This is a genomic window from Acinetobacter sp. DL27, assembly GCF_055810995.1.
In genome coordinates, this window is sequence record NZ_CM147947.1 from 2,122,156 (window position 1) to 2,146,920 (window position 24,765).

Annotated in this window: 25 protein-coding genes and 1 tRNA gene; 7 read left to right on the forward strand and 19 right to left on the reverse strand. The window is 40.0% G+C overall.

All coding sequences use genetic code 11. The features are described from left to right. Positions 1 to 234 precede the first annotated feature (234 nt). From rarD to uvrB, 3 genes are all read right to left on the reverse strand, one after another. Positions 235 to 1,170 (reverse strand): EamA family transporter RarD, encoded by a 936-nt coding sequence (rarD, locus tag AC0KVP_RS10280; RefSeq protein WP_473336478.1) that lies wholly within the window; start codon positions 1,168 to 1,170, stop codon positions 235 to 237. A 149-nt stretch (positions 1,171 to 1,319) separates the two neighbouring features. Beyond that, positions 1,320 to 1,904, reverse strand: a complete 585-nt coding sequence (locus AC0KVP_RS10285; protein ID WP_332477026.1) for a lipocalin family protein — start codon at positions 1,902 to 1,904, stop codon at positions 1,320 to 1,322. Positions 1,905 to 2,007: 103 nt separating this feature from the next. After that, a complete protein-coding gene (gene uvrB / locus AC0KVP_RS10290) occupies positions 2,008 to 4,029 on the reverse strand; it encodes an excinuclease ABC subunit UvrB (protein ID WP_087011130.1) in 2,022 nt (673 codons plus the stop codon). A gap of 175 nt (positions 4,030 to 4,204) precedes the next feature. Between uvrB and AC0KVP_RS10295 the strand changes: the two genes are divergently transcribed. The 4 genes from AC0KVP_RS10295 to AC0KVP_RS10310 all read left to right on the forward strand — a co-directional run bounded on the left by AC0KVP_RS10295 (position 4,205) and on the right by AC0KVP_RS10310 (position 9,043). Continuing rightward, positions 4,205 to 4,996, forward strand: coding sequence for an A1S_2505 family phage non-structural protein (locus AC0KVP_RS10295; RefSeq protein WP_178895987.1), 792 nt, complete (start codon positions 4,205 to 4,207; stop codon positions 4,994 to 4,996). A gap of 441 nt (positions 4,997 to 5,437) precedes the next feature. Next, the gene (locus tag AC0KVP_RS10300; RefSeq protein ID WP_473336481.1) at positions 5,438 to 5,971 is read left to right on the forward strand and encodes a hypothetical protein; all 534 of its coding nucleotides are present in this window, start codon (positions 5,438 to 5,440) and stop codon (positions 5,969 to 5,971) included. A gap of 207 nt (positions 5,972 to 6,178) precedes the next feature. Then, complete coding sequence (locus tag AC0KVP_RS10305) at positions 6,179 to 7,645, forward strand: sensor domain-containing diguanylate cyclase (protein WP_473336483.1); 1,467 nt, start codon at positions 6,179 to 6,181, stop codon at positions 7,643 to 7,645. 93 nt (positions 7,646 to 7,738) lie between these two features. Beyond that, positions 7,739 to 9,043 carry an IS4 family transposase gene (locus AC0KVP_RS10310; RefSeq protein WP_032048861.1) on the forward strand — a complete coding sequence of 435 codons (1,305 nt, stop codon included), beginning with the start codon at positions 7,739 to 7,741 and terminating at the stop codon, positions 9,041 to 9,043. Between the two features lie 48 nt (positions 9,044 to 9,091). Here the strand turns inward: AC0KVP_RS10310 and AC0KVP_RS10315 are convergent, their stop codons facing one another. Continuing rightward, a complete protein-coding gene (locus AC0KVP_RS10315; protein ID WP_004693646.1) occupies positions 9,092 to 9,271 on the reverse strand; it encodes a hypothetical protein in 180 nt (59 codons plus the stop codon). 218 nt (positions 9,272 to 9,489) lie between these two features. On the opposite strand from AC0KVP_RS10315, the gene AC0KVP_RS10320 reads away from it, so the two are divergent. Then, positions 9,490 to 10,716, forward strand: a complete 1,227-nt coding sequence (locus AC0KVP_RS10320) for a pyridoxal phosphate-dependent aminotransferase (RefSeq protein WP_005399684.1) — start codon at positions 9,490 to 9,492, stop codon at positions 10,714 to 10,716. Between the two features lie 58 nt (positions 10,717 to 10,774). Here the strand turns inward: AC0KVP_RS10320 and AC0KVP_RS10325 are convergent, their stop codons facing one another. The 3 genes from AC0KVP_RS10325 to AC0KVP_RS10335 all read right to left on the reverse strand — a co-directional run bounded on the left by AC0KVP_RS10325 (position 10,775) and on the right by AC0KVP_RS10335 (position 12,882). Continuing rightward, positions 10,775 to 11,467 (reverse strand): DUF2711 family protein, encoded by a 693-nt coding sequence (locus AC0KVP_RS10325; protein WP_473336486.1) that lies wholly within the window; start codon positions 11,465 to 11,467, stop codon positions 10,775 to 10,777. A gap of 12 nt (positions 11,468 to 11,479) precedes the next feature. Beyond that, positions 11,480 to 12,331 (reverse strand): DMT family transporter, encoded by an 852-nt coding sequence (locus tag AC0KVP_RS10330; RefSeq protein WP_473336488.1) that lies wholly within the window; start codon positions 12,329 to 12,331, stop codon positions 11,480 to 11,482. Between the two features lie 128 nt (positions 12,332 to 12,459). Continuing rightward, on the reverse strand, positions 12,460 to 12,882 hold the full coding sequence (locus AC0KVP_RS10335) for a GFA family protein (protein ID WP_004693653.1): 423 nt from the start codon (positions 12,880 to 12,882) through the stop codon (positions 12,460 to 12,462). 341 nt (positions 12,883 to 13,223) lie between these two features. On the opposite strand from AC0KVP_RS10335, the gene AC0KVP_RS10340 reads away from it, so the two are divergent. Further along, positions 13,224 to 13,658, forward strand: a complete 435-nt coding sequence (locus AC0KVP_RS10340) for a PaaI family thioesterase (protein WP_473336491.1) — start codon at positions 13,224 to 13,226, stop codon at positions 13,656 to 13,658. A 69-nt stretch (positions 13,659 to 13,727) separates the two neighbouring features. Here the strand turns inward: AC0KVP_RS10340 and AC0KVP_RS10345 are convergent, their stop codons facing one another. Further along, on the reverse strand, positions 13,728 to 14,186 hold the full coding sequence (locus AC0KVP_RS10345) for a hypothetical protein (RefSeq protein ID WP_473336493.1): 459 nt from the start codon (positions 14,184 to 14,186) through the stop codon (positions 13,728 to 13,730). A 252-nt stretch (positions 14,187 to 14,438) separates the two neighbouring features. Here AC0KVP_RS10345 and AC0KVP_RS10350 point away from each other — a divergent pair. Beyond that, positions 14,439 to 14,514, forward strand: a tRNA-Asn gene (locus tag AC0KVP_RS10350). An 824-nt stretch (positions 14,515 to 15,338) separates the two neighbouring features. On the opposite strand, the gene AC0KVP_RS10355 is transcribed toward AC0KVP_RS10350, so the two are convergent. The 11 genes from AC0KVP_RS10355 to AC0KVP_RS10405 all read right to left on the reverse strand — a co-directional run bounded on the left by AC0KVP_RS10355 (position 15,339) and on the right by AC0KVP_RS10405 (position 24,583). Then, the gene (locus tag AC0KVP_RS10355) at positions 15,339 to 15,992 is read right to left on the reverse strand and encodes a MiaE family protein (RefSeq protein ID WP_473336495.1); all 654 of its coding nucleotides are present in this window, start codon (positions 15,990 to 15,992) and stop codon (positions 15,339 to 15,341) included. A gap of 24 nt (positions 15,993 to 16,016) precedes the next feature. After that, complete coding sequence (pdxJ, locus tag AC0KVP_RS10360) at positions 16,017 to 16,742, reverse strand: pyridoxine 5'-phosphate synthase (protein WP_004980400.1); 726 nt, start codon at positions 16,740 to 16,742, stop codon at positions 16,017 to 16,019. A 13-nt stretch (positions 16,743 to 16,755) separates the two neighbouring features. Then, positions 16,756 to 17,466, reverse strand: coding sequence for a DNA repair protein RecO (gene recO, locus AC0KVP_RS10365; RefSeq protein ID WP_473336497.1), 711 nt, complete (start codon positions 17,464 to 17,466; stop codon positions 16,756 to 16,758). Between the two features lie 10 nt (positions 17,467 to 17,476). After that, the gene (locus AC0KVP_RS10370; RefSeq protein ID WP_004693662.1) at positions 17,477 to 17,674 is read right to left on the reverse strand and encodes an NF038104 family lipoprotein; all 198 of its coding nucleotides are present in this window, start codon (positions 17,672 to 17,674) and stop codon (positions 17,477 to 17,479) included. Positions 17,675 to 17,709: 35 nt separating this feature from the next. Further along, positions 17,710 to 18,738: a GTPase Era gene (gene era / locus AC0KVP_RS10375; RefSeq protein ID WP_062032393.1), complete on the reverse strand. Its 1,029-nt coding sequence runs from the start codon at positions 18,736 to 18,738 to the stop codon at positions 17,710 to 17,712. Positions 18,739 to 18,744: 6 nt separating this feature from the next. Next, positions 18,745 to 19,437 (reverse strand): ribonuclease III, encoded by a 693-nt coding sequence (gene rnc, locus AC0KVP_RS10380; RefSeq protein WP_473336500.1) that lies wholly within the window; start codon positions 19,435 to 19,437, stop codon positions 18,745 to 18,747. Beyond that, complete coding sequence (locus AC0KVP_RS10385) at positions 19,409 to 19,783, reverse strand: DUF4845 domain-containing protein (RefSeq protein ID WP_004693667.1); 375 nt, start codon at positions 19,781 to 19,783, stop codon at positions 19,409 to 19,411. The genes rnc and AC0KVP_RS10385 overlap by 29 nt, the downstream gene beginning before the upstream one ends. Positions 19,784 to 19,804: 21 nt before the next feature. Then, positions 19,805 to 20,632: a signal peptidase I gene (gene lepB, locus AC0KVP_RS10390; protein ID WP_004693669.1), complete on the reverse strand. Its 828-nt coding sequence runs from the start codon at positions 20,630 to 20,632 to the stop codon at positions 19,805 to 19,807. A gap of 20 nt (positions 20,633 to 20,652) precedes the next feature. After that, positions 20,653 to 22,470 carry a translation elongation factor 4 gene (lepA, locus tag AC0KVP_RS10395; RefSeq protein ID WP_168159046.1) on the reverse strand — a complete coding sequence of 606 codons (1,818 nt, stop codon included), beginning with the start codon at positions 22,468 to 22,470 and terminating at the stop codon, positions 20,653 to 20,655. Between the two features lie 145 nt (positions 22,471 to 22,615). Next, the gene (locus AC0KVP_RS10400) at positions 22,616 to 23,092 is read right to left on the reverse strand and encodes an acyl-CoA thioesterase (protein ID WP_010326440.1); all 477 of its coding nucleotides are present in this window, start codon (positions 23,090 to 23,092) and stop codon (positions 22,616 to 22,618) included. Between the two features lie 111 nt (positions 23,093 to 23,203). After that, positions 23,204 to 24,583, reverse strand: coding sequence for a Do family serine endopeptidase (locus AC0KVP_RS10405; protein ID WP_004980546.1), 1,380 nt, complete (start codon positions 24,581 to 24,583; stop codon positions 23,204 to 23,206). Positions 24,584 to 24,765: the final 182 nt, after the last annotated feature.

Below are 24,765 nucleotides of genomic sequence, written 5' to 3' on the forward strand. Positions count from 1 at the left end.
GTAAATGCATGATGTTTTTTGTCGTATATCCATTATTAATTTAAGAAATGATTGCATTAAGTCTTATGATTTTGCAGTATAAAAATTAAAAAAATATTTTTTTAGATAAAAAATAAACAGTTACACAAATGATGTTTTATCAAACAGTCAACTATTCTAAAAGGGCAAGAAACAAATCAGAAACTTGCTTATCGCCCAAATTCCAGCGCAATGACAGCTCCGAATATCATCAAATTAGTCTGAATGTTGCTGTTTTTCAAAATTCTTAATATTTCGTTCGAGCTGTTTTTTATTTTGTTGCTGCTTATATAAATGCAACACACCTTCAATAATAAGCAATAAGACTGCGAACCAAATTGGAATATAGGTAAACCACTCACCTGCCTCTATACGCTCCCCCATGGCAACTGATGCTCCTGCTAATAAAACAGGCTCCAAATAACTCAGCAAACCAAAGATCACAAAAGGTAAATAACGACTCGCAAGTATATAACTTCCAAGTCCCATCGCACTTAAGAATCCCAACCCAATGACCGCCAAAATCAGATGTGGAAACTGTTGTATCAAAGCCAAACTATCGCTATGCACAAAGCCTAAATAAAACGCGACAGGTAAAATTAAAAACAGATCCCACCAGAAGCCACCCAAATGATCCGTCTTACAAACACGACGCAGGAAGAAATACAAAGGATAAGCCAAAGCGATATAAACCGTTTCCCATGCCATGCTACCAATACGCCAAATTTCATGTCCTACCCCAAGCACAGCAAGGGCTACCGCAGCCATTTGCCAGCGGGATAGTTTTTCCTTGTAAAGGATGCAACCAACCAACACCATGACCAAAGGCAGTAAAAAATAGCCGAGCGACACCTGTAGGCCGCGACCATTCATGGGCCCCCATAAAAATAGCCACAACTGCGTGGTACATAAAACCGAACTAAACAATAACCAAGCAAACATCCAAGGTTGCTTAAAGATACGCTTAAACAACTCCGAAATGAGTTTTAAATCGCCACTCCACCACATGAATGCGGTTAAAAAGGGTAAAGTCGAGAGCATACGCCAAGCAAAAGTTTGTTCACTATCCAAAGGCTTTAAAAAAAAGGTATAAAAATACAAAACCCCAAAAGTGACGGATGCTAAAACCGATAGTGCAACACCTTTATACATCCTTCACTCCACATTGATTTACGCAATTTTTTACCAGGTTCCGATTATAAAGCGTTCGACTGTATAAAGCTTTATTATTCAAGTTTTAAAATACGTATATGAAACTAAAAAAGCCATGCTTCAGCATGGCTTTCAAGGCTTAATAGATTTTATTTTTGCAATTGTTTGGTATGAATCAAATCATTCAAGTCATAACCCACTGACTTTGCATATTCTAAGTATTCATTAATGACCTTTTGGTCTGGTTGTGGCGAACGAGAAAGCACCCACATATATTTACGTCGTGGCTCCCCCACTAAAACCGTTTGATAGTCATCATCAATTTTTAAAATCCAATAATCTCCGCGTGCCACAGGTAACCAACGCACCGCCTCAGGTAAAAAACTCACTTTCAACTTACTATTAAAAGGTGGGTTTTGTACAAATGCTTCACCTATAGACTGCATCAGCTTACCATCTTGAGCATAACAGCGGTTATCTACTATCACATTGCCATTTTCATTCAGGGTATAAGTAGCCGAGACATTACTTCCGCATTTATTTTGGAAGTACATGGGCTTACGTGCAATTTCGTACCAAACACCCAAATAACGGTCTAATTCAACCTTATCCACCACGGCTAAGGGTTTGCTCTGGGCATAAGCCATGGTTGCCATGCCTAACCCGACTAAAACAGCACCACCTACAGCAATTTTGGCAAGCGTAAAACCCGCCTTTGGAAGATTTGCAGACATAAACTGTACCTTTAATATTTCAGAATTTATGATCTAAAAATAAACATCTCTTTAAAAAATAATGCTTTCTGCCCAAATTACTGTAGCGTTATGTAAATGCAACTTAGGTTAGAAGTTGTGCTTTTAAGCGCAAAATTTCATCTCGCAGACGTGCAGCTTGCTCAAACTGTAGCTCTTTAGAAGCTTTTAACATTTCTTTTTCCAGCTTGCTTAAGTGCTTGGCAAGAAGTTTCGGATCGGACAGCAAGTGCTGCTCATCTGCACTGAGCGTTTGGTGTTGGTCTGTGATACCACTTTCAACTTGATCATCTGTCAGCACTTCGCCTGTATCAATATCCTTTTTATTTTGTCTGATGGTGCTGCGCGGAATAATGCCATGCAGCTCATTAAAGGCCATTTGTTTTTCACGACGACGGGCTGTTTCATCGATGGCTTTTTGCATCGAATCGGTAATCCGATCACCATATAAAATCGCTTTGCCTTTTACATTACGTGCTGCACGACCAATGGTTTGAATCAAAGAGCGCTCAGAACGCAAGAAACCCTCTTTGTCCGCATCCAAGATAGCCACCAAAGATACTTCAGGCATGTCCAAGCCTTCACGTAGTAAGTTGATCCCGACGAGAACATCGTAGACACCTGAACGTAAGTCATGAATAATTTTCACACGTTCAACGGTATCAATATCTGAGTGCAGATAGGCAACCTTGACGCCATATTCTTTTAAGTACGAACTTAAATCTTCTGCCATACGTTTGGTTAAGGTGGTAACTAAAACGCGCTCATCGAGATCTTTACGGATATTGATCTCAGACAAGACATCATCAACTTGAGTCAATACCGGACGTACTTCAATTTCGGGGTCAATCAACCCTGTAGGACGAACCACCTGCTCAGCTATTTGCTCGGCTTTTTCAAGCTCGTATTTGGCTGGTGTAGCACTGACATAAATCGTTGCTGGCGTAATCCGTTCCCATTCTTCAAACTGCATTGGGCGGTTATCTAAAGCACTAGGAAGACGGAAACCATAATTCACCAAATTTTCTTTACGCGAACGGTCTCCTTTATACATCGCGCCAATTTGCGGCACAGTGACGTGTGACTCATCAATAATCAGTAAGGCGTCGTCAGGAACATAATCAAACAAGGTCGGTGGCGCTTCGCCCGCAGGACGACCGGATAAATGACGTGAATAGTTTTCAATACCGTTGGTGTAGCCCAACTGCTGCATCATTTCCAAATCATATCGAGTGCGTTGCTCAATTCGCTGAGCTTCAAGCAATTTGTCATGTGCACGAAAGAAACCTAAACGCTCTTTTAACTCTTCACGAATCGTGCCGATGGCGCGCTCTAAATTATCTTTCGGTGTTACATAGTGACTTTTTGGATAAATGGTCACACGCGGAACTTTACGGACCAGTTTACCTGTCAGTGGATCGAACCAACGAATCGAATCGACCTCATCATCAAATAACTCGATTCGAATCGCATGCTGATCCGATTCGGCAGGGAAAATATCAATAATTTCACCGCGGATACGATAGGTACCACGTAAAAACTCAAGCTCATTACGGCTATATTGCATTTCCACCAAACGACGAATGATGTCATCACGTGCGATACGATCGCCCTGTACAATATGTAGCAACATGCTCATATAAGCATTGGGATCACCCAAACCATAAATAGCAGAAACTGAAGCAACAATAATTGCATCGCGACGTTCTAAGAGAGAACGCGTCGCAGATAAACGCATTTGGTCAATGTGGTCATTGATCGCTGAATCTTTTTCAATGAAGGTGTCGGAAGATGGCACATAGGCTTCAGGTTGGTAATAATCATAATAACTGACAAAATATTCGACGGCATTGTTCGGAAAGAAAGATTTGAACTCACCATAAAGCTGTGCGGCTAAGGTTTTATTATGTGCCATGACAATGGTCGGACGTTGCGTCCGCGCAATCACGTTGGCCATGGTATAGGTTTTACCTGAACCCGTAACCCCAAGTAACAACTGGTCGTGATAGCCCTTTTCTATTCCAGCAACAAGCTTTTCGATGGCTTGCGGCTGATCACCTGCGGGTTGGTAATTGGTGACTAAATCAAAAGGTTGTTTCTCACTCACAGACATATCCCAAGATTTGCTTCTTCAACCGACTATTTTAACAGATTCAATCCCGAGCAATTCTTGCTTTTAGATTTTTAATGTAATTTACTGAAAATATTACAAAGATTTTTCACTTGACCCCCCCGTATTTCAAGGGCAACATGAAGTGAAGAAGAGCGAAAAATCAGAGCCTATGACATACCAATATCATGACGAAAGCATCGTCAAAAACCTAGATGAACATACCGTATTTGTGTTTGGTAGTAACATGGCAGGTCAACATGCGGATGGTGCTGCCCGAACTGCACTTGAACACTTTGGCGCAATAAAAGGCGTCGGACGTGGTTGGTCAGGGCAAAGTTATGCCATTCCCACCATGAACGAACACTTACAGCAAATGCCGCTCTCGCAAATTCAACACTATATTGATGACTTTAAAATCTATACCAAAAATCACCCTAAAATGACTTACTTTCTAACCTCTATCGGCTGTGGTATTGCAGGTTATAAAGTTGAAGAAATTGCTCCTATGTTTAAAGGCATTTCTCATAATGTTATTTTCCCCGCATCATTTCGCCCATTTGTGGAAAGAACACTACCACGTCTAAATAAAAAGTTTTTGCATACCATTTTTAATGATGCCGTGATTTTCAGCACTCAAAATGATGACATGCTGATTCAGCATTTGGCCTTAACCGATAATGAAAAAAGCTTAGCCAAAATTATTCTCAACACGCGTATGTATCCAACCGACAGTAATGGCCGTGATCGTGTGTTTGAAATTGAAGATATTTTACATGCGCTGTCTGGGAAGATATTTGATTTTGAGACCAACGCTGAGGGGCGCATGCTTTTTGGTGGTGCCATTCTAGCGCTGTTGGAACTTTATAATATCAATGAACAAGACTTCATTGAGGTTTGGCAAGGCACACGAGAAATCGCACCACCGAAGCCTGAACATCGTGCGCGGAAAGCCTCACGTTAAATCCAGTCTTCTCAAAAAAGCCAATCCATCAGATTGGCTTTTTTCGTTAAAAATAATAGAGTTATTAGAATCTCCCCTATTCCCCAATCGCCAACTAATACAAAAAAAATGTGACGGTACTGTTTCTGCTTTTTTCTTTTCGACTGATGTAAATAGACTTACACTGCAAATCATAATTATATTTTTCATAAACTTAAATACATTATACGAACCAATCGACACATCGAGGTATTAAAATCTAAAAGAAATAAGCATGCCGTTTTTAGTATGGTGGTTGCCGTTGTCATGCTGATTGCATTTTATCAACTGCCTCAATTTCAGGATTTCAGTTTTATAAATCTATCCCCAGTCTACTTTATCTTCATTGTATGCTTATCCTTCCTCAAAAAGACAAATAACGAACAACCGAAAAAGAATAACCTCCTGTTAAATATTTTATTCATGACGGCGCCCTTCTTCATCATTAATGTTTTTGCACTTTCCAGTCTCAGCAAATTTACTGACTATTCGGCTGTGCGTATTGCAAACCATATATCCAACCCAAAACACATCGAGGGCCAAATTCTCTTAAATAGCTACACTGTGGGCTCTGGGCGCAATAAATCACATTATGAAGATGTTGTGTTAAATAAACCTTCTCAGCAGCAACCACTAAAACTGGTTTGTAATTTTATGGATCGCTTTAAGAGCTGCCCGCTCTTAGAAAACTTTCAACAACAAAAAGTCAGTATTCGTTATTACTCAGACAGCCGTCAGTTTATCTACCCAGAAGTTTTGGTGTTATCGATCACAGCGGACAATACAACCATCAGCAGCCAAGACTTCATGCAGATTTACCAACAACAACGAAGCAATTTTTTGATGTATTTATTCTTCATGGTATTGATTCCAAACCTATTGGTGATCAATTTATTTTGGCGCGACCATCAATATCAACAATCACAAACTTTTCGCTATCGACCTCAAAGCATTTAGCGCTTATCAATATCAGCATATACACTCTTTAAGCTTCAAAACCATTGGGGCTTATGCACTTTCCATGAGCAATAAATATGCATTTTTTGACTAAATCACCCCATAAACTCACATAAATTTTAAAAATAACTTTTTTTATCACATTATTTTAAAAAGTTTTTTTAGCGCTTATACTGCTTTCAATTCCAACATAAAAACGAGATATAAATGCAATTATTGGACTCTCCTATTTTTGAATTATCTCCCATTGCCATGTGGTTAGAAGACTTTAGCGAAGTACAAAAACAATTCGATCTTTGGCGGAGTCAAGGTGTTGAAGATATTGCGTCTTTTCTGTTGGAAGACAAATCACGTATTTTAAGTTGTGCGCATAAAATTAAAGTCCTGCATGTCAACCCGCAAACCTTAAAACAATTTGAAGCCCAAAGTTTTGAAGACTTAACCGCGAACCTTGCGCAAATTTTTAAAGCAGATATGTCAAGCACTCATTTAAATGAGCTGGTCGCACTTTGGAATGGTGAGACCTTATTTGAAAATACTGCTGTAAATTATACGCTTACAGGTCATCGCCTTGACATTCGCCTGCGAGGGACAGTGCTCCCCGGTCATGAACACGATCTTTCATTGGTTTTGATCACCACGGAAGACATCACGCCTTATGCCAATGCACAACGTTTAGAAGAAAAAAGTCGTTTAATTGCTGAAGCACGTTTTCAATACTCGCCTACTTCGCTCTGGGTTGAAGACTTTAGCCGAGTCAAAGCACGTTTAGATCATTTACGTCGTTTGGGGATCAGTGACTTTAAAACTTTCCTTGATGTCCACAATGACTTTATTAATGAGTGTCTCAGAGACATCATGGTTACCGATGTCAACCAAGCTACGCTCGATTTGTTTGCTGCACGCGACAAAGACCATTTACTTAAAAATTTGCATAAAGTCTTTCAGAACGAAACCCAACAGACCTTTCGACATCAGTTGCTCGAACTATGGGATGGCAATATTCAACATAACTGCGAAGCGGTCAACTACGCGCTTGATGGCAGTATTCGCCATGTGCTGTTACATTTTGCCGTGTTTCCAGGCTTCGAAGACGATTGGGGTATGGTTCAACTGGCGCTCACCGATATTACTGCACGTAAAAAAGCCGAGAATTATCTTGAGTACTTAGGCAAACATGATGTCTTAACCAAACTTTATAACCGCTCTTTCTACAGCACCGAAATTAATCGACTTGAGCGCAATAACCTACGCCCTGTGTCTTGTATTTTCCTAGATATGAATGGCTTAAAAGCTATCAATGACAACCTTGGTCATGATCAAGGCGATAGCTTATTACGCCGTATGGGGAATACCCTGAATCAGTTAATTGAAAATACCCAATACTCTGCTTCAAGGATCGGTGGTGATGAATTTGTGGTGCTATTACCTGCCGCCGATGAAGCCGCATTGAACCATTGTATTGAAAGTCTGCATGAGCTTTTAATGGTAGATAACCAATTTAATAATCATCAACCGATTAGTGTGTCAGTTGGCACTGCCACCAGCCAGCCAAATGAGCGGGTTGAAGATATGCTTAAACGTGCCGACACTGCGATGTATGAACACAAAAAAACCTACTATGCAGAAAATGATCGACGGGTTAGCAATTACAACTCAGCGAATGATCAATAAAAAAGCGCCCTAAACAGGGTAATGCCAGTCAGTTAAGCAAATATTAGAAAAATGTAGTAAAAATGAGTGTATGTAAATACGCTCATTTTTTTTATGTCTTTATCTGAACATTTAGAATCCACTCTTGAACATGCTCTCCCATCACTTAGCCATTTTTGTGAACTTATTGACTTAAATTGGATTGAAACATCTCTGCATCAAACAGGTAAGGCATCGATCAGAAGGAGAAAATTACCTGCTGAGCACGTGGTTTGGCTTGTTCTTGGGCTTGCCTTGTTTCGCAATCAACCCATCAGCTATGTGGTAGAACAATTAAAACTCGTGTTTGGTACAACAGATTATTGTGTTCCTAGTGCAGCTGTCCAAGCTCGACAACGTTTAGGTCGAGAACCCTTAGCTGCCTTATTCTCCTTAATCAGCCAAGCATGGTTTGATGAATCACAACAACAATATTCAACCTTTCAAGGTCTTAGTGTATGTGCTGTTGACGGGGTGGTTTGGTCTATGCCACTGACCAAGGAGAATTTTAATCATTTTGGCTCATCTAAAGGTAAAACTGCTGTAGCACCTTACCCACAAGTTAGAGCCACGTGTCTAGTGAATACCAATACTCATGAAATCATAGATGCCCAAATAGGCAGTATGGATCAAGGTGAACTCACATTAGCAAATCAATTATCTCCTCCAGCACAAAGTATTACTTTGTTTGATCGAGCTTATTTCTCTGCTGATTTTTTAATAGGCTGGCAAACACGTGGAGAATCAAGCCATTGGCTTATGCGAGCTAAAGATAATTTACGTTATGACATAATTAAACGGAATTCCCCACATGATTTTCATATCAGGATGCCAATATCAGCAAGAGCCAAAAAACTTAATCCAGCATTAGGAGATTACTGGGAAGCACGTTTAATTGAAGTTGAGCAGGCAGGAAAAATCAGACGTTACATTACTTCATTATTAGATTCAAAGACATACCCACTTATAGCCTTGGCAAAGTTATATGCTCAGCGTTGGGAAATTGAAATGTGTTACCGAGAAATTAAAAGCAATTTACAGGAAGGTAAGCACTTAAGGAGCAAACAGCCAGACTTAATTTATCAAGAATTATGGGGTGTCTTGATTGCTTATAATGTTCTAAGAAGACAAATGAAATATATGGCTCAACGTGCCAAAGTAAGCCCGTTGAGGATCAGTTTTCATATTGCATCTATTGCCCTTCTTAATTTACTCAGATTCGACTCTTTGGCTTCTGCAGGTAATCTACCCAAACATCTGGAAAGTTTAATGGAGAAATCTGATAGATATGTTTTACCTGAGAGACGGATGAGGAGTTACCCAAGAGTTGTAAAAGGAAAACCTCAAAAATACCCAAGAAAAAGCCAGTCAATCTCTTAACTGACTGGCATTACCCTAAACAGGGCGCTTTTTTATCTCAATGGCGAATCAACGTTTACCCATTGAACGACGGGTACCACGTGGTGGCATCCAAGTACGATCTGCATATTGTTCAGGTTTTGGACGAACCTGATTATGTGCAACATCGTCAGCACTTTGTTCTGCATTTGGCATTGGGAATGGGAGATTCACCAAAGGTTTTTTTGAAGTAGGCTGTTGCTTACTCATGACCATCACTCTCATCAAATTGCGCTTATTTTAAAGTTTTTTTCATAAAGATGCGAGAAACTTCCTAATTCTGTACATTTTTGAAATCATTAATTCAAAATTGAATTTTTTTTATGTTTTTTTGCAGAAAATCTGTGTTTTTAAACGCCTTGCTTGAGTTTTTTAAGCTAAGATAGTGTGCTTTTTATTTTTTAAACCCTATAAGAAGGAATACTGCCGTGGACGTACGTCTCTCTGATCGTGTGAATGCCATCAAACCGTCCCCAACTCTTGCTGTTACCAACAAAGCTGCTGAATTAAAAGCGGCTGGCAAGAACGTTATTGGTTTGGGCGCAGGTGAACCTGACTTCGACACCCCACAACACATCAAAGATGCAGCAATTGCAGCGATTAACAACGGTTTCACAAAGTACACCGCTGTAGATGGTACGCCTGGCCTTAAAAAAGCGATTATTGCAAAATTCAAGCGTGACAATAACCTTGATTATGCTGCAAACCAAATTTTGGTTTCTTGCGGCGGCAAGCAGTCATTCTTTAACTTAGCATTAGCTTTGTTAAACAAAGGTGATGAAGTGATCATCCCTGCACCATTTTGGGTAAGCTACCCAGATATGGTGATTATCGCTGAAGGTGTTCCTGTTATTGTAAAATGTGGTGAAGAACAACGTTTCAAAATCACACCTGCTCAACTTGAAGCTGCGATCACAGACAAAACTCGTTTAGTGGTTTTAAACAGCCCATCAAACCCAACAGGTATGATCTACACTAAAGCTGAATTAGAAGCTTTGGCTGATGTTCTTCGTAAATACCCAGAAGTTTACATCGCTTCTGATGATATGTACGAACCAATCCGTTGGGATGACGAATTCTACAATATCGCAACAGTTGCACCAGACCTTTATGACCGCACAATCGTGTTAAACGGTGTGTCTAAAGCTTATGCAATGACTGGCTGGCGTATTGGCTATGCAGCGGGCCCTGCAAAGCTTATTGGCGCAATGAAAAAAATCCAATCGCAATCAACTTCAAACCCAACTTCTATTTCACAAGTTGCTGCTGAAGCTGCGTTGAATGGTCCTCAAGACGTTCTTGAGCCAATGATTGAAGCATTCAAACGTCGTCATGACTTAGTTGTTAGCGGTTTGAACGACATCAACGGTATTTCTTGCTTACCTGCTGATGGCGCATTCTATGCTTATGCAAACATCCGTCCATTAATCCGTGCCAAAGGCTTAAAATCTTGCACAGAATTCTCGGAATGGTTATTGGAAGAAACTGGCGTTGCCGTAGTTCCTGGTGATGCATTCGGCTTAGGCGGTTTCATGCGTATTTCTTATGCAACTGCTGACGAAGTACTTGTAGATGCGCTTGCACGTATCAAGAAAGCGGCTGATTCAATCGAAGGCGTAGATGCCGCGATTGCTTCAATTGCTGCTGAAAAATAATTTGACCTTTAAAGTTAGATTAGAGAAACCCGCGAATTTCGCGGGTTTTTTTTATGGCTTAAATTTGGTGAAGCCCCCAATATACTTCCGTATTCGGTGTACAGAAAAATCCTTCAAATGGATGAATTTTTAAAATTTGATCAATGATTTTTTTGGAAGAACATAAAAAGGTACAGTGACTGTCCCAATGTGTAGCAAATAAGAGTTGATGATCTTCAGTGTAATTGCATACATCAAGAAGATCATTTACGATCAAATCATTAATATGCATTTTTTTCGGTTGATTTATTCCATGTTCATCAACAGTCAACAAAAACTCATAACCCAGCTTTTTTATTGCATCTAAAAGAGGATTCTCTAAAAATGGAGAAATATGCCCATCATCACATGGATTAATAATTTCACTCTGCTTGTATAAATCAAGGACCAGCTTTTCCCAAGTTATATTTTCATCTTGTTGTTTAATACCGCCGATCATCGTTCTTAATGCAACATCTATTTGAGAGATATTATCCAGCCCAACTAAATTTAAAATTTCATGCCATGAAATTGGATAACAGCCTTCGATAAACTCATTTTTTTCAGGCCACGTTTCAACATTATAACGTTCCAGTTCCAATGTGACCGCTTTATAAAATGGATGCAAAACTATATACACCGATTCAAAAACGCCCTGATAATATTCTAAAATCTTTCCATCATAAGGATAAGAGGCGTAAATTTCAGGAATCAATACACTATTCTCTTTCATTATTTACATCTTCTAATTTTCAATTTTATTAGGAATTTCCTTTTTATTCGACACCCAAATCACTAAACCTATACCAGCCAGCACAATAACTGCAGACAAAATAATCCGCCAGCTCAAAGGCTCACTAATAAACAATGCCCCACCAAGAATCGCCAAACATGGCACGGACAATTGCACGCTGCTGGCTGTGACTCGGTCAATTTTTTTCACTATGGTATACCAAAGTACATATGCCCCACTCGATGCTAAACCACCAGATAAGAGTGCCAACAGCATACCTTTTGGCTGGATAAAACTCTGTGTATAAAAAAACAAATAGACCAAGACAACAAAAGGAATCGCCACTACAAAATTTGCCAAGCTACTGGCCAGTGGATTATGCATATTTTTACCTGCGATGCTATACATCGCCCAACCTATGCCTGAAAGCACCATCAATGCAGCATAACCCAAAGGAGGTGCCGAAGCCCCTGGTAGCAATAAAATCAAGAGACCTAAAATAGCAGTCGATAACCCCAACCCGCGTCGCAAATTGATTTTTTCACCATGACACAGGCCATAACCGACCATACTTAACTGAACTGTCCCAAACAGGAGTAATGCACCTACACCCGCATCGATATGCAAATAGGCCAGTGAAAAAGCCACAATATATAAGGCAAGAAAAAACCCGTTTTTTATACTCCACTCTATTTTGGCCTTATGAGTAGTGAGCACATACAGTAGAAATAACACCATTGCACCACTACAGACCCGAAGTAAGCTAAAACTCATCGGATCAATCTGCTGCTCAGCCAATGCTAAACGACATAGCACCGAATTGGCTGCAAAGGCCAACATTGCAATGGAAATTTTAAGCAGCATGTTTGAGCATCCTTATTCAACAGCCTGCTTTAGATATATCGAATATATCTTATTAAATCTATAGAGTTTTTCTCATGCAATTTATCAATAATCTCGATGTGTAACTCAGATGATTCAACCTGAATACCTTATTTTTTAGCATCATCTGGTGAAAATAAGGCAATCACATCCGCTTCTGTGAGCTGCTCTGTAGAATACTTAAATTGGTAAAAATCAGGCTTATTATCAATATAAATTTCTGTTGTAAGCTTTAAATCTTTTGGCTGTTCTTCCATCGCAAATACATTGATATTGCAATAGCTGCCGTCCTGAGTTCGCCAAAAAAGTGACGTGCCACATTCGCTACAAAAACCACGCTCCCCCCAATCCGACGACTTGAATAATTTTAAATATTCTTGATTGTCAAACTTTAAACTACTGGGTTCGACATCAATACTCATGAGTACCCCGCTCGACTGCTGGCGGCACATAGAACAATGACAAGCATGCACATCATGATTTTTGAGTGCGGCTTGGAACTTAGTTTTACCGCATAAACAGGACACGTTCATTGTGAGTTCCTTCTTCATGTGAAGACTGTATAAAATTACTAAAACATTGTTTATCTTATATATAAATAAAAAACAAAAGAGTGTATAAATTTTGTGCACCACATTAAAACAATGATCACGTCTAGGCTGCTCCGTTCTATCAACAGTCAAATTATCAAAATGAATAATCCTAAATCTTTTCCCTACAATATGTTCATAGCATGAGCTCAATCCATGATTACGATTTCGTTGATTTTGTACTGATCAATCCAATGCTGAATATTGACGAAAAGACTGAATTTTGTTTAATTGGATAATAAGTTCCAAAAAGGAACTCATAGATAAATATAGGAATGAACAAGATGAATCCCAAAGAAATGACAGGACTACAACTCTTAGAAGCCATGTGTACAGGAAAAATTCCACCTGCAAGTATCAGTGAAACCATTCCCATGCAGCCTTTTGAAGTTTCTGAAGGGAAGATTAGCTTTAAAGCAAAAGCAGATCATCGCCATTTAAACCCACTTGGTGGCGTGCATGGTGGCTTTGCAGCAACAGTACTCGACTCAGTGACGGGTTGTGCCGTACATACTATGCTTGAAGCTGGTGTTGGCTATGGCACCATTGATCTGAATATTAAAATGTGCCGACCGATTCCAAGAGACAAAGAACTACTTGCCATCGGCAGCGTGATCAACATCAGTAAGAACTTAGGTATTTCTGAAGGTAAAATTGTAGATGAAGATGGTAAAGTCTACGCCCATGCCACAGCCACCTGTATGATTATTCGCCCCTAAAAACGAAAGGCACTGATAAATTTCAGTGCCTTTTTCACGTCAAAGAAAACTTTAATGCAGCACGACAGATCAAATTGCTGTTTTAAAAGTTTTCAACTTCTGCAAGTTTGAGGCATCGGGACGTTCAGCCCCTTTATAAATACAATAGTATTTAAACGCACTGTCTAAAATCACGTCTAAGCTTTTGCCTTCAGCAGCAGACCAGACTTTTGAATGATTACTGCCTAATAAAGCACTGCCTGACAACTGATACAAATACAGATCATGCTCTCGCTTCACAGTCTTTTTAAGAGTACTCGTCGACTGTGCGGAAAGCAGTTGACAAGGACTGTTGACCAGCCAACGCTCACTAAACCAAAGTTGTAATAAATCACCCAAATACAAGTCTGTACAACCGACAGGCCAAACATCAATATAGGCTGACTCTACAGGGGTATAGTATTGTTCAGGGTTTGAAATAATAGAAAGATACTGATCTTGATAATCAGCTAGGTTTGCAAAAATATCGGAAATGGTAAGCGTATTCATTCGCTTTCTCCTGTTTAGCCATTTTAGTGCTGGCAAGTTGGTTATAAATCCACACTGTTTAAGTTTTCACTTAAACGCTCTGTTGTTGAAATCAGACTATCAACGACTTTTCAACATTGCAAGCACTTCAATACGATTTTTTTTGAAAATGATTTTTTTTGTTCAAATAAAAAGCATCCAATATAAAAATGACAGCAACATGACATTTTAGACTTGACCCACTATGAAATGTCCTTATAATCGCATGCAGATTCTCCAATAGCTCAGTCGGTAGAGCGACGGACTGTTAATCCGCAGGTCCCTGGTTCGAGCCCAGGTTGGAGAGCCAAATTCAGGAAAGCCCACACAATACGTCGTGGGCTTTCTTCTTTTCTACATCTTAAAAGTTTCGCTGCTTAAGATGTAAATCTTCCAGCTAAGCTCAACAGAAAGCCAGAACTAGACGACTCTCGAAAAAATAACTTATCTTAAAAACACTAAAAAATGATTCACAAGAAAAATCATGGGCACATTTAAAACACACGCAGATATTCGTTCAGATCACTTCTCGATCACAGCAATTGAAATGAAAAAATGGGAATGACAAATTATCGGTGAACTATTAGTCCAACATCTTGCTGAACAATTCAATCAACAACCACTCGCAATCGCTGCAATTCACAATGAAGATTGGGAATACCAGCTTAGTTTTAGTGATCCTGCTTATAAAGATATTTCTACTGCATGTAACCGTTATGAGTAAAATGACAACTTATTTTTAATTTTTATTCACCCACCACAGCCAATCATTAAAAAATATTTTTTAAGAAAATAGATCTTTCAACCCAATTAAGTCATGTCTCTGAGACTTTGCAAAATACTCTTTCTGATGCAACACTTTTTCATGAGGTGCAATGGTGGAACCTAGAAGATATGAAAAAAGTACAATAAATCTTCGTCAAAATCTAAGCATCCCTACTCAAACAACTCATTCCGCTGATTCATATTTCGCGATTTTATTGAAAGAAATTACAGCTCTCAATACATCATATCCACCCTTCTTTAATAAAAAAGCCCAATCGATAAAATTGGGCTTTTTAATGAGTCAGGGCTATCTACACTTAGAATCTGCAACGTCGAACAGCGTAAAGACGGTACCGTTCGTGCACCTCCCTAAGCCGCTTCCGCAGGCACACCACTATGGAAACGGAACACATCATCAGGTGTACTAATTAGTTCTTTTTCGACGTTACGGATATGTTCAATACGGGCTTGAATATCTTCTTTCGGATTCTTCAATTTACCCGTTTGTGCAACCTCTAAGGCCAAAGCCAAGTAGTCTTCAAAATGGCGTGATTCCGACTTCAGCAAGTAACGATAGTAACGACCTAATTCATCATCGACCAAAGGTGCTAATGCGTAAAAACGCTCACATGAACGCGCTTCTACAAAGGCACCAATGATTAAAATATCAATTAAAGCCTCAGGCTCATAAGTCCGCACTTCTTTACGTAAACCACCCGCATAACGCCCAGCACTCAAATTGCTCCACGCTAGCCCACGCTTTTTCATAAATTCAAGCACTTGCTCATAATGCAGCATTTCTTCACGAACCAATTGTGCAAGCTTGACCTGCAAATCGGTAAAAAAGCTATAACGAAACATCAGGTTCATCGCTGTACCTGCAGCTTTCTTCTCACAATTCGCGTGGTCTTGCATCAGCACATCAAGATTATTCAGTGCTTCAGTCAACCAAGCTTTAGGTGTTTCACAACCCAAGAAGTCCATGACGGGCTTCATGAGTTCATCATAATTGATATTCGACATATTCAAATCTTAAAAACTTTAAAATTAACGTGCAGCTTTAATCACTGCTTTCATTTCTCGTACAGCTTGTTCCAAGCCCACAAAAATAGCATCAGCAATCAGTGAATGCCCGATGTTTAATTCATGAATCTGTGGAATTTGCGCAATTGGCGTCACATTTTCAAGGTTGAGTCCATGCCCAGCATTCACCACTAAACCTTTAGATGCTGCATATTCAGCACCTTTTACAATACGTTCAAGCTCATGTTGCTGAGCTTCAGGTGTTTCTGCATCAGCATAAGCGCCTGTATGAATTTCAATGGTTGGTGCACCACAAGCAACTGCTGCATCAATTTGTGCAAAGTCAGCATCAATAAACAAGGACACATCACAGCCAATCTCAGACAAGGCTTGAGTTGCCGCTTTGACATCGTCAAAATGTCCAACCACATCTAAACCACCTTCAGTCGTCACTTCTTGGCGCTTTTCAGGAACAAAACACACATGATGCGGTTTAATTTCTTTGGCAAACGCAATCATTTCATCCGTAACTGCAAGTTCTAAATTCATACGCGTTTTAAGCGCTGGACGCATACGACGCACATCATCGTCCTGAATATGACGACGGTCCTCACGTAAATGCAAGGTAATCCCTTCCGCCCCTGCTTGCTCACAGATCAGTGCTGCATTGACTGGATCTGGATAAGACGTTCCACGCGCTTGTCGTAAAGTTGCCACGTGGTCAATATTTACACCAAGTAATGCAGCCATATTCATTTCCTAATTACGATTGAGTTTGAGTGTTCTGAATCCACAACTGACGACTTTTTAACGGGCGATCGCCCAACAATGAACTGATCATTTGTCGATACAGCTTGGTCAGTAATTGTAACTGTTCCAAACCAAAATCCCTACCCTTTTCATATTGGCACATACTTAAAATTTGCTGTCCATTCAAGGTCGCTCGCGAAGCTTGTGCAGTAGGAATAAAGCCTTCATTCAACTGAAATATATAGTTGAGTGATGTTTGGATTTCAAATTGATTGGCATCGGTCGAAAAATCTAAGGCATAACCCAAATCTTCCAGCAGTTCGTGCTCAAACTGTCTTAGAATTTGTTTTAAAAACTGATTAGGATCGGCTTGTTGTGCCAGTTGTTGTAATTGCGTTAGCGTATGCGCATATTGAGCAAAACTCTGCTCCATTTGTACTTCGAGTGGACATAGTCTGAGTAAAATCTCATTGAGATAGAAACCTGAAAAAAAGGCATCTCCAAAGAAAAAAATCGGCTGATTGACAATTTCAAGTTTTGTAAAATTTTTGAGTTCAGATTTACCCGAAGCTTGTAAACAGATCGGCTGATATTGTGGTGGCGGAGTTTGTCTTAAAATACCATCAACTCGCCCATGCTCTTGGGTAAATAAATGCACAATATGACTACGTTCACGGTATTTTCTATGGTGAATTAAATAACCATGCAGTACTTCATTGCGCATGAGGAATTAACTAATCTTTTTTATCTTTATCATTCTGTTCGCTGTCTTCATCATCCCCATCTGGGATAACAGCACCAACCACCGCTGCGGTTCCTTTCACCACGCCTTTTGTGGTTTTATACGCAATTTTTACAGGAACGGTGACGATCTTGTGTATACAACCTTGCAAAAACAACATACAAGCCATTACTGCGAACACTTTGACCATAACACCATCCCTATAAAAATTTGTTTTCTTAAAACTTAGATATCGCTATAACCTAAGCTTTTCAATGCACGTTCATCATCAGACCAACCACCTTTCACTTTAACCCAAAGCGTCAGCATGATCTTTTGTTCAAACATTTTTTCCATATCGATACGGGCATCCATACCGATTTTCTTAAGCTTAGCGCCTTTTTCACCAATCACAATTGCTTTCTGGCCTGGGCGGTCTACAAAAATCGTTGCATCAATGTATGTACACGCTGGTTTTGGACGACCTGTTTTTTCATTCACGGTTGCTTCTTCAGTCTTAAACGACTCAATTTGCACGGTTAAATCATAAGGTAGCTCTTCACCCAACTGACGCATAATCTTTTCACGGATAATTTCTGATGCCAAGAAACGCTCAGAACGATCTGTCAGTTGATCCAATGAATACATCGGTGGCTGGAAAGGTAAATATTTTTCAATGGTATCGCGCAGATGGTCTAAGTTTGCACCACGTAGTGCAGAAACAGGAACAATCTCAGCAAAATTCATTAATTTTGCACGCTGTTGAATCAAAGGTAATGCATGGTTTTTATTTTCAAGTGTATCAATTTTATTTATCACAAGAATCACTGGCATCTCTGCATTTTTGAGTTTTTCCAAAACGAGCTCATCGTTTTGAGTCCACTTGTCTGCATCTAGAACAAACAATACCAAGTTGACATCACGCAATGCAGAAGACGCAGCACGGTTCATCATTTTGTTGATGGCGCGTACTTCTTTTTTATGCATCCCTGGTGTATCAACAAATACCGCTTGAGATTTTGCACGTGAATCAATTCCCACAATTTTATGACGTGTGGTTTGTGGTTTACGTGAAGTAATCGATAATTTTTGACCCAACAAATGATTCATCAACGTAGATTTGCCTACGTTTGGACGACCGACAATTGCCACAAAGCCGCTACGAAAATCCGTTGGGATTTCTGTGCCTTGTTCGCTAAAAAATTGGCTAATTAAATCATTACTGTCGCTTTGCGACTCGTGATCAGCATCGATGTGATCGGAAGAATTTGACATGGCAGATTACTGCTCCAAAAGTTTTAAAATATCCGCCGCAGCAGCTTGTTCAGCAAAACGGCGACTGGTACCCTCACCCATTACAACAGACAATCCATCCACTTTACACTCCACTTTGAAATGCTGATTGGGTGCATCGCCTTGAATATCGACCACATCATAAACTGGGAGAGCTTTTTTTCGTGCCTGAAGATATTCTTGTAAACGAGATTTAGGATCTTTAAGTTGATCGGTTGGCTCGATATGGTCTAAATATGGCTCGTACCATTTTAACACAATCGGCTCCAACACCGTTAAATCACTACAATCCACATAGATTGCACCAATAATAGATTCAACCGTATCCGCAAGGATGGACTCGCGATGATGTCCACCTGATTTTAACTCACCTGTACTTAAAATGAGTGACTGGCTCAGTTTTAAATTATTTGCAATCTTACCTAAAGCTTCCTGACGAACCAAGGTTGCACGCATACGCGTCAAACGGCCTTCGTTCTCAGTTGGATAAGCTTTGTAGAGATAATTTGCAATAATCATCCCTAACAAAGAATCGCCTAGAAACTCTAGGCGCTCATAGTTGTATTTGTGGCTCACCGATCGGTGGGTCAGTGCAAGCTGAAGTAATTCAGGTTGTTTAAACTGATAACCGATACGGCTCGCTAAGCGGGCTTCACTTAGCTTGGACTGAGCTTTGATCAAAACTTTTCTCGAACTTTAATACTAAATCTATATTCAGCAAGAATGGTTTTCTTACCTCATACTCCTTTTTCACCTGCAACCCTTCGGTATTGGTGACTTGCATAATTTCTTTAATCTTCACATCACGAATGCCATTCATATCCAAACGCTTTGAAAGCTGACTCTCAAACTCCGCGGGCTGAATATTTTTCGGGCTGCTTTGAAATACTTCCTCAATTTGGCTATTGATCATCCGATCATCAAAATAGGGAGCCCAAACTGCAATTGCCACTTTCGCCATAAATGCAAACCCCATGATTGCAAATAAAATGGCGATATAAGATGCCCCTTGTTGATTCTTGCGCATTTTTTATTTTCCGAATCGATATTAGTCAATGCTACCGTTACGGTTAAATGACGGCAACTTAAAGCCAGGTTCTTTATGCATCCAAATATAAAATGCACGACCTGTTAGGTTCTGTTCAGGAACCATTCCCCAGAAACGACTGTCAGCACTTTGGTCGCGATTATCCCCCATCGCAAAGTACTCACCTTCTTTTACTTTCACTTCCCAATATAAACCATTTTCAGCAGAGTATTTACCATTTTCTACAAAGTTAATATAGGGTGCTTGGCGTGCAACATTAACACCTTCTAACTCACGCATGGTAAAGGTATGCTTGCCAATGGTTTCTTTATGATATATCGAAGTAGGCGTATCTAAACGGTCTTTTTCACGACTAAATTCAACAGGAACCTTAGCAACTTTTTGACCATTAATGGTTAATTGGCCATGATCAAAAACAATGTGATCGCCAGGAATACCAACCACACGTTTGATATAGCTGATCGTCGGTTGCGGTGGATAACGGAAGACGATCACATCACCACGCTCAGGCTCACCCACATCAATCACTTTTTTATTCACAATCGGCAGGCGCACACCATAGTCAAACTTATTAACCAAGATGAAGTCACCCGTTTCTAAAGTCGGCACCATCGAGTCTGAAGGAATATTAAAAGGTTCATAAAAGAATGAACGTAAGCATAGAACAATCGCAAGGACTGGCCAAAAATCATAAGCCCACGTAATGACAAAATTTTCATTTCCCTTGCCTTTCGTCGCTCGTTGTTTAAATACAAATTTATCGAGCAACCACACCAAAAAGAAAATTAGTGTGACAGGAACAAGTATCAAATTAAAATCAAAATCCATGGGCTTATATTCCTACCTTTTTATCTTTCTACTTTCAACACAGCCAAGAACGCTTCTTGTGGGATTTCTACACTTCCCACTTGCTTCATGCGTTTCTTACCTTCTTTTTGCTTAGATAGCAGTTTCTTCTTACGAGAAACGTCACCACCATAACATTTCGCCAATACGTTTTTACGCATTGCCTTTACGGTTGAACGAGCAATAATTTGTGCGCCAATGGCCGCTTGAATTGCCACATCAAACATTTGACGTGGAATCAAATCTTTCATTTTTTCAACTAATGCAATACCACGATGACGCGCATCTTGACGGTGACAAATCATTGCCAAGGCATCGACTTTATCGCCATTGATCAGAACATCGACTTTTACCAATGATGAACTTTCAAAGCGTACAAAGTTATAATCGAGCGACGCAAAACCACGTGAACACGACTTCAATTTATCAAAGAAGTCCATCACCACTTCCGCCATTGGAATTTCAAAGGTAATTGAAACTTGGTTCGCCATAAACTTCATGTCTTTTTGAACACCACGGCGTTCCACACATAAAGTCATGACATTACCTAAATACTCTTGCGGTACAAGGATATGGCACTCAGCAATCGGCTCACGTAAGTCTTCGACTGTTGAACCATCTGGCATTTTAGATGGGCTATCGATATAAATCGTTTGACCATTCTTCATCACCGCTTCATAAATCACGGTCGGTGCAGATGAAATGAGGTCTAAATCATACTCACGCTCTAAACGCTCTTGCACGATTTCCATGTGTAGCATGCCTAAGAAACCACAACGGAAGCCAAATCCTAAAGCATCCGAGCTTTCAGGTTCAAAGAATAACGCCGAGTCATTGATCTGAAGCTTATGCAAAGCTTCACGGAACGGTTCAAATTCACTTGAATCAATTGGGAACAAACCTGCATACACCTGCGGCTTCACTTTTTTAAAGCCTGGTAAGGTTTTGACTTCTGGTGTGCTTGCAAGGGTAATCGTATCACCCACTGGTGCACCAAAAATGTCTTTAATCCCTGCAATAACGAAACCAACTTCACCCGCTTCAAGGATGTCTGTTTCGGTATGCTTAGGATTGAAAATACCCACAGAAGTAATGATGTGCGTTTGGCCTGTTGATTTCATCAACATCTTGTCGCCCTTACGAACACGACCTTCTTTCACGCGCACCAAAGAAACAACGCCTAAGTAGTTATCAAACCAAGAGTCGATAATTAAAGCTTGTAATGGCGCATTACGATCACCAGTAGGTGCAGGAATGACATTAACAAGGGTTTCTAAAACGCTATCAATCCCAAGACCTGTTTTTGCCGAACAGGTTGGCGCTTCAGTTGCTTCAATACCAATGATGTCTTCAATTTCTTGAATCACACGTTCAGGTTCAGCTTGTGGTAAATCAATTTTGTTGAGCACTGGTAGGACTTCGAGACCTTGCTCAATTGCGGTATAGCAGTTCGCAACCGACTGTGCTTCCACGCCTTGCGCCGCATCTACAACCAATAATGCACCTTCACAGGCAGCCAATGAACGTGACACTTCATATGAAAAGTCAACGTGACCTGGTGTATCAATAAAGTTCAATTGATACTCTTGACCATTTGGATGGGTGTAATACAAAGTAACCGACGCAGCTTTAATGGTAATACCACGCTCACGTTCAAGTTCCATGGAGTCAAGTACTTGAGCTTGCATTTCACGATCTTGCAAACCACCACAGGTTTGAATAAAGCGGTCAGCGAGCGTTGACTTCCCGTGGTCAATGTGAGCAATAATACTGAAATTACGGATATTTTTAATATCAACAGATTTTTTAGCTTGCGCCATGGGCTACCTTGAACAAAATGAAGCGTTATGCAGACAAATTTCGATGCACAACAAAAGCCGAATAGAAATTGCGAAGGATTATAACAGATGGTTTTTTTAAAGTATCCATATTAATACGCTTCCTTTTCACAACTCTGACGCTTTTTTACGTGTTTTCGCTTTTCACTGGGCTTTTTGAATAATCCATTGAAAAATCTAGGGCATTCACATCTTTTGCAAGCGGTTGGTAAGCTTGGGTAAAACTGGGTGACATACGTTTCGCGCGTCCTGTTTCAATCTCTACGCAAGCCCACTTGGTTTGAGCAACAAATAAAATACTATTGTCTTTGGGCCTATAAAACACATATTGGCGTGATGAATATAATGCGTTTATATCGTCAAACCATGTACGTAAGATTATTTCATCCTCTTTAAATGCAGCTTTTCGGTACTGCACATGATGCTCAACCGCAACCATGGCATGTTTTAATTCAATATATTCTTTTAAGCCTAAACCCAGTGCATCAATATGTGCTGTTGCAACATCCTGCATCCAATGCATATAAACTACGTTATTCACATGGCCTAACTGGTCGATATGTTCTGCTTGTACCTGAAGTCTTAAGTCAAAAATACTACTCATAAACACTCTATTGAATCTAAATATCCTTATGAAGATGGCAGTGTACGCAAATAACAGACATCATCAAATTGCAAAAAATAAAAAACCACTCCGAAGAGTGGTTTTTTTCGCTTATTGGATGCGCATCCCTAAAATGGCCGGTGTGCCTTGTCGGATGATTCCAACGCGGGCAACCTGACCTTTTTTCAACTCAGATGCCGCTTGGACAAAATCATTGGTGTCTTTTACGACTTTATTATTAATGTGAGTGACCACATCACCAGCCGCCATGCCTGACTGTGCTGCTGCGCCGCCACGTTTCACTTCTTGAATTAACACACCACCTTTCACATTGAGCTGTGACAATTCAGCAGGTGCTAAATTTCGGATAGCAATACCTAAGACAGGCCCTTTACTTTGTGTGACCGTGTCTGATTTTGCAGGTGTATCATCCGGTGCAGTAGTTAATGTTGCCGATATATTACGCTTTTTATCATCACGCAGTACTTCAAGCTGTACCGTTTGATTTGGCATAGTACGATTTAAATAGTTCAATAACTCAGAGGTACGTGAAATCGGCGTTCCATTGAATTTTAAAATAATATCGCCTGCTTTTAATCCCGCTTTCTGCGCAGGTGAATTCGGCTGAACATTGGTAATCAGTGAACCTTCAGGTTTTGGCAAATTATAAGACTCTGCCAAATTTCGGTCTAGATCTTGTAGATTGAAGCCTAAATAAGAGCGCGTAACTTTACCTGTTTTCTTAAGTTGGTCAGCAATATCCATTGCGACATCAATGGGAATCGAGAAAGACAGCCCCATATAGCCACCCGTCCCACTGAAGATACGCGAGTTCACCCCAACCACTTCACCCTGTTGGTTGAATAGCGGACCACCTGAGTTTCCTGGGTTGAGAGCCACATCGGTTTGAATGAAGGGTACCGATGTCTCCCCCATCATATTGCGCATTTTCGCACTCACGATTCCCGCTGAAGCAGAATAGTCGAAACCAAAGGGCGAACCAATCGCAAGCACAGGTTCACCTACACGCAGTTGATCAACATTGCCTGCACGAAGTGACGGAAAATTCGTACCATTCACCTTAAGCAAGGCCACATCAGTTCGTTCATCACTACCTACTACAGTTGCATCCAGTTCACGACGGTCATTAAACATAATCGTGACTTTCGATGCATCTTCTACGACGTGGTGATTTGTCAGTAAATAACCATCTTTACTAATAAAAAATGCGCTGCCATAAGCCGTTTTTTCTTGCGGCGCTTGCTGCTGCGGAATAATGACTTGATTACCAAAAAAACGCTTCAAAATCTCAGGTATTTGCTGCTGCAGTAACTCTTCTTGAGTCATCTTTTTAACCACATTGACACTAACTACAGCAGGGCTGACTTGCTCAACCAAGTTTGAGAAATCAACAGGTGCTGCTTGTGTTTGTACCGCAGCCATTGTACATGCAACAGCAAAAAAACCAGTTTGTATCGCGCGACTTTTCATATCAAGTATTGACCTATATGTTTGTTATCAATTTATGTATTAGCGTTTTTAGCATAATCTTTGTCTATCTTGGGTAATAATATGTTCTATTATGTTTGTATAAACAAGAGCTTAAAATTTGCTTAAAAAATACGTTCTTTATTTATATTTCCCATCAATTGTAGAGATTTTACCCTTGCCTT

Coding starts and splice junctions, on each gene's coding strand:
- rarD (WP_473336478.1), bottom strand. CDS start 1,170: ATGTATAAAGGTGTTGCACTATCGGTTTTAGCATCCGTCACTTTTGGG.
- AC0KVP_RS10285 (WP_332477026.1), bottom strand. CDS start 1,904: ATGTCTGCAAATCTTCCAAAGGCGGGTTTTACGCTTGCCAAAATTGCT.
- AC0KVP_RS10295 (WP_178895987.1), top strand. CDS start 4,205: ATGACATACCAATATCATGACGAAAGCATCGTCAAAAACCTAGATGAA.
- AC0KVP_RS10300 (WP_473336481.1), top strand. CDS start 5,438: ATGACGGCGCCCTTCTTCATCATTAATGTTTTTGCACTTTCCAGTCTC.
- AC0KVP_RS10305 (WP_473336483.1), top strand. CDS start 6,179: ATGCAATTATTGGACTCTCCTATTTTTGAATTATCTCCCATTGCCATG.
- AC0KVP_RS10310 (WP_032048861.1), top strand. CDS start 7,739: ATGTCTTTATCTGAACATTTAGAATCCACTCTTGAACATGCTCTCCCA.
- AC0KVP_RS10315 (WP_004693646.1), bottom strand. CDS start 9,271: ATGAGTAAGCAACAGCCTACTTCAAAAAAACCTTTGGTGAATCTCCCA.
- AC0KVP_RS10325 (WP_473336486.1), bottom strand. CDS start 11,467: ATGAAAGAGAATAGTGTATTGATTCCTGAAATTTACGCCTCTTATCCT.
- AC0KVP_RS10330 (WP_473336488.1), bottom strand. CDS start 12,331: ATGCTGCTTAAAATTTCCATTGCAATGTTGGCCTTTGCAGCCAATTCG.
- AC0KVP_RS10335 (WP_004693653.1), bottom strand. CDS start 12,882: ATGAACGTGTCCTGTTTATGCGGTAAAACTAAGTTCCAAGCCGCACTC.
- AC0KVP_RS10340 (WP_473336491.1), top strand. CDS start 13,224: ATGAATCCCAAAGAAATGACAGGACTACAACTCTTAGAAGCCATGTGT.
- AC0KVP_RS10345 (WP_473336493.1), bottom strand. CDS start 14,186: ATGAATACGCTTACCATTTCCGATATTTTTGCAAACCTAGCTGATTAT.
- AC0KVP_RS10355 (WP_473336495.1), bottom strand. CDS start 15,992: ATGTCGAATATCAATTATGATGAACTCATGAAGCCCGTCATGGACTTC.
- pdxJ (WP_004980400.1), bottom strand. CDS start 16,742: ATGGCTGCATTACTTGGTGTAAATATTGACCACGTGGCAACTTTACGA.
- recO (WP_473336497.1), bottom strand. CDS start 17,466: ATGCGCAATGAAGTACTGCATGGTTATTTAATTCACCATAGAAAATAC.
- AC0KVP_RS10370 (WP_004693662.1), bottom strand. CDS start 17,674: ATGGTCAAAGTGTTCGCAGTAATGGCTTGTATGTTGTTTTTGCAAGGT.
- era (WP_062032393.1), bottom strand. CDS start 18,738: ATGTCAAATTCTTCCGATCACATCGATGCTGATCACGAGTCGCAAAGC.
- AC0KVP_RS10385 (WP_004693667.1), bottom strand. CDS start 19,783: ATGCGCAAGAATCAACAAGGGGCATCTTATATCGCCATTTTATTTGCA.
- lepB (WP_004693669.1), bottom strand. CDS start 20,632: ATGGATTTTGATTTTAATTTGATACTTGTTCCTGTCACACTAATTTTC.
- lepA (WP_168159046.1), bottom strand. CDS start 22,470: ATGGCGCAAGCTAAAAAATCTGTTGATATTAAAAATATCCGTAATTTC.
- AC0KVP_RS10400 (WP_010326440.1), bottom strand. CDS start 23,092: ATGAGTAGTATTTTTGACTTAAGACTTCAGGTACAAGCAGAACATATC.
- AC0KVP_RS10405 (WP_004980546.1), bottom strand. CDS start 24,583: ATGAAAAGTCGCGCGATACAAACTGGTTTTTTTGCTGTTGCATGTACA.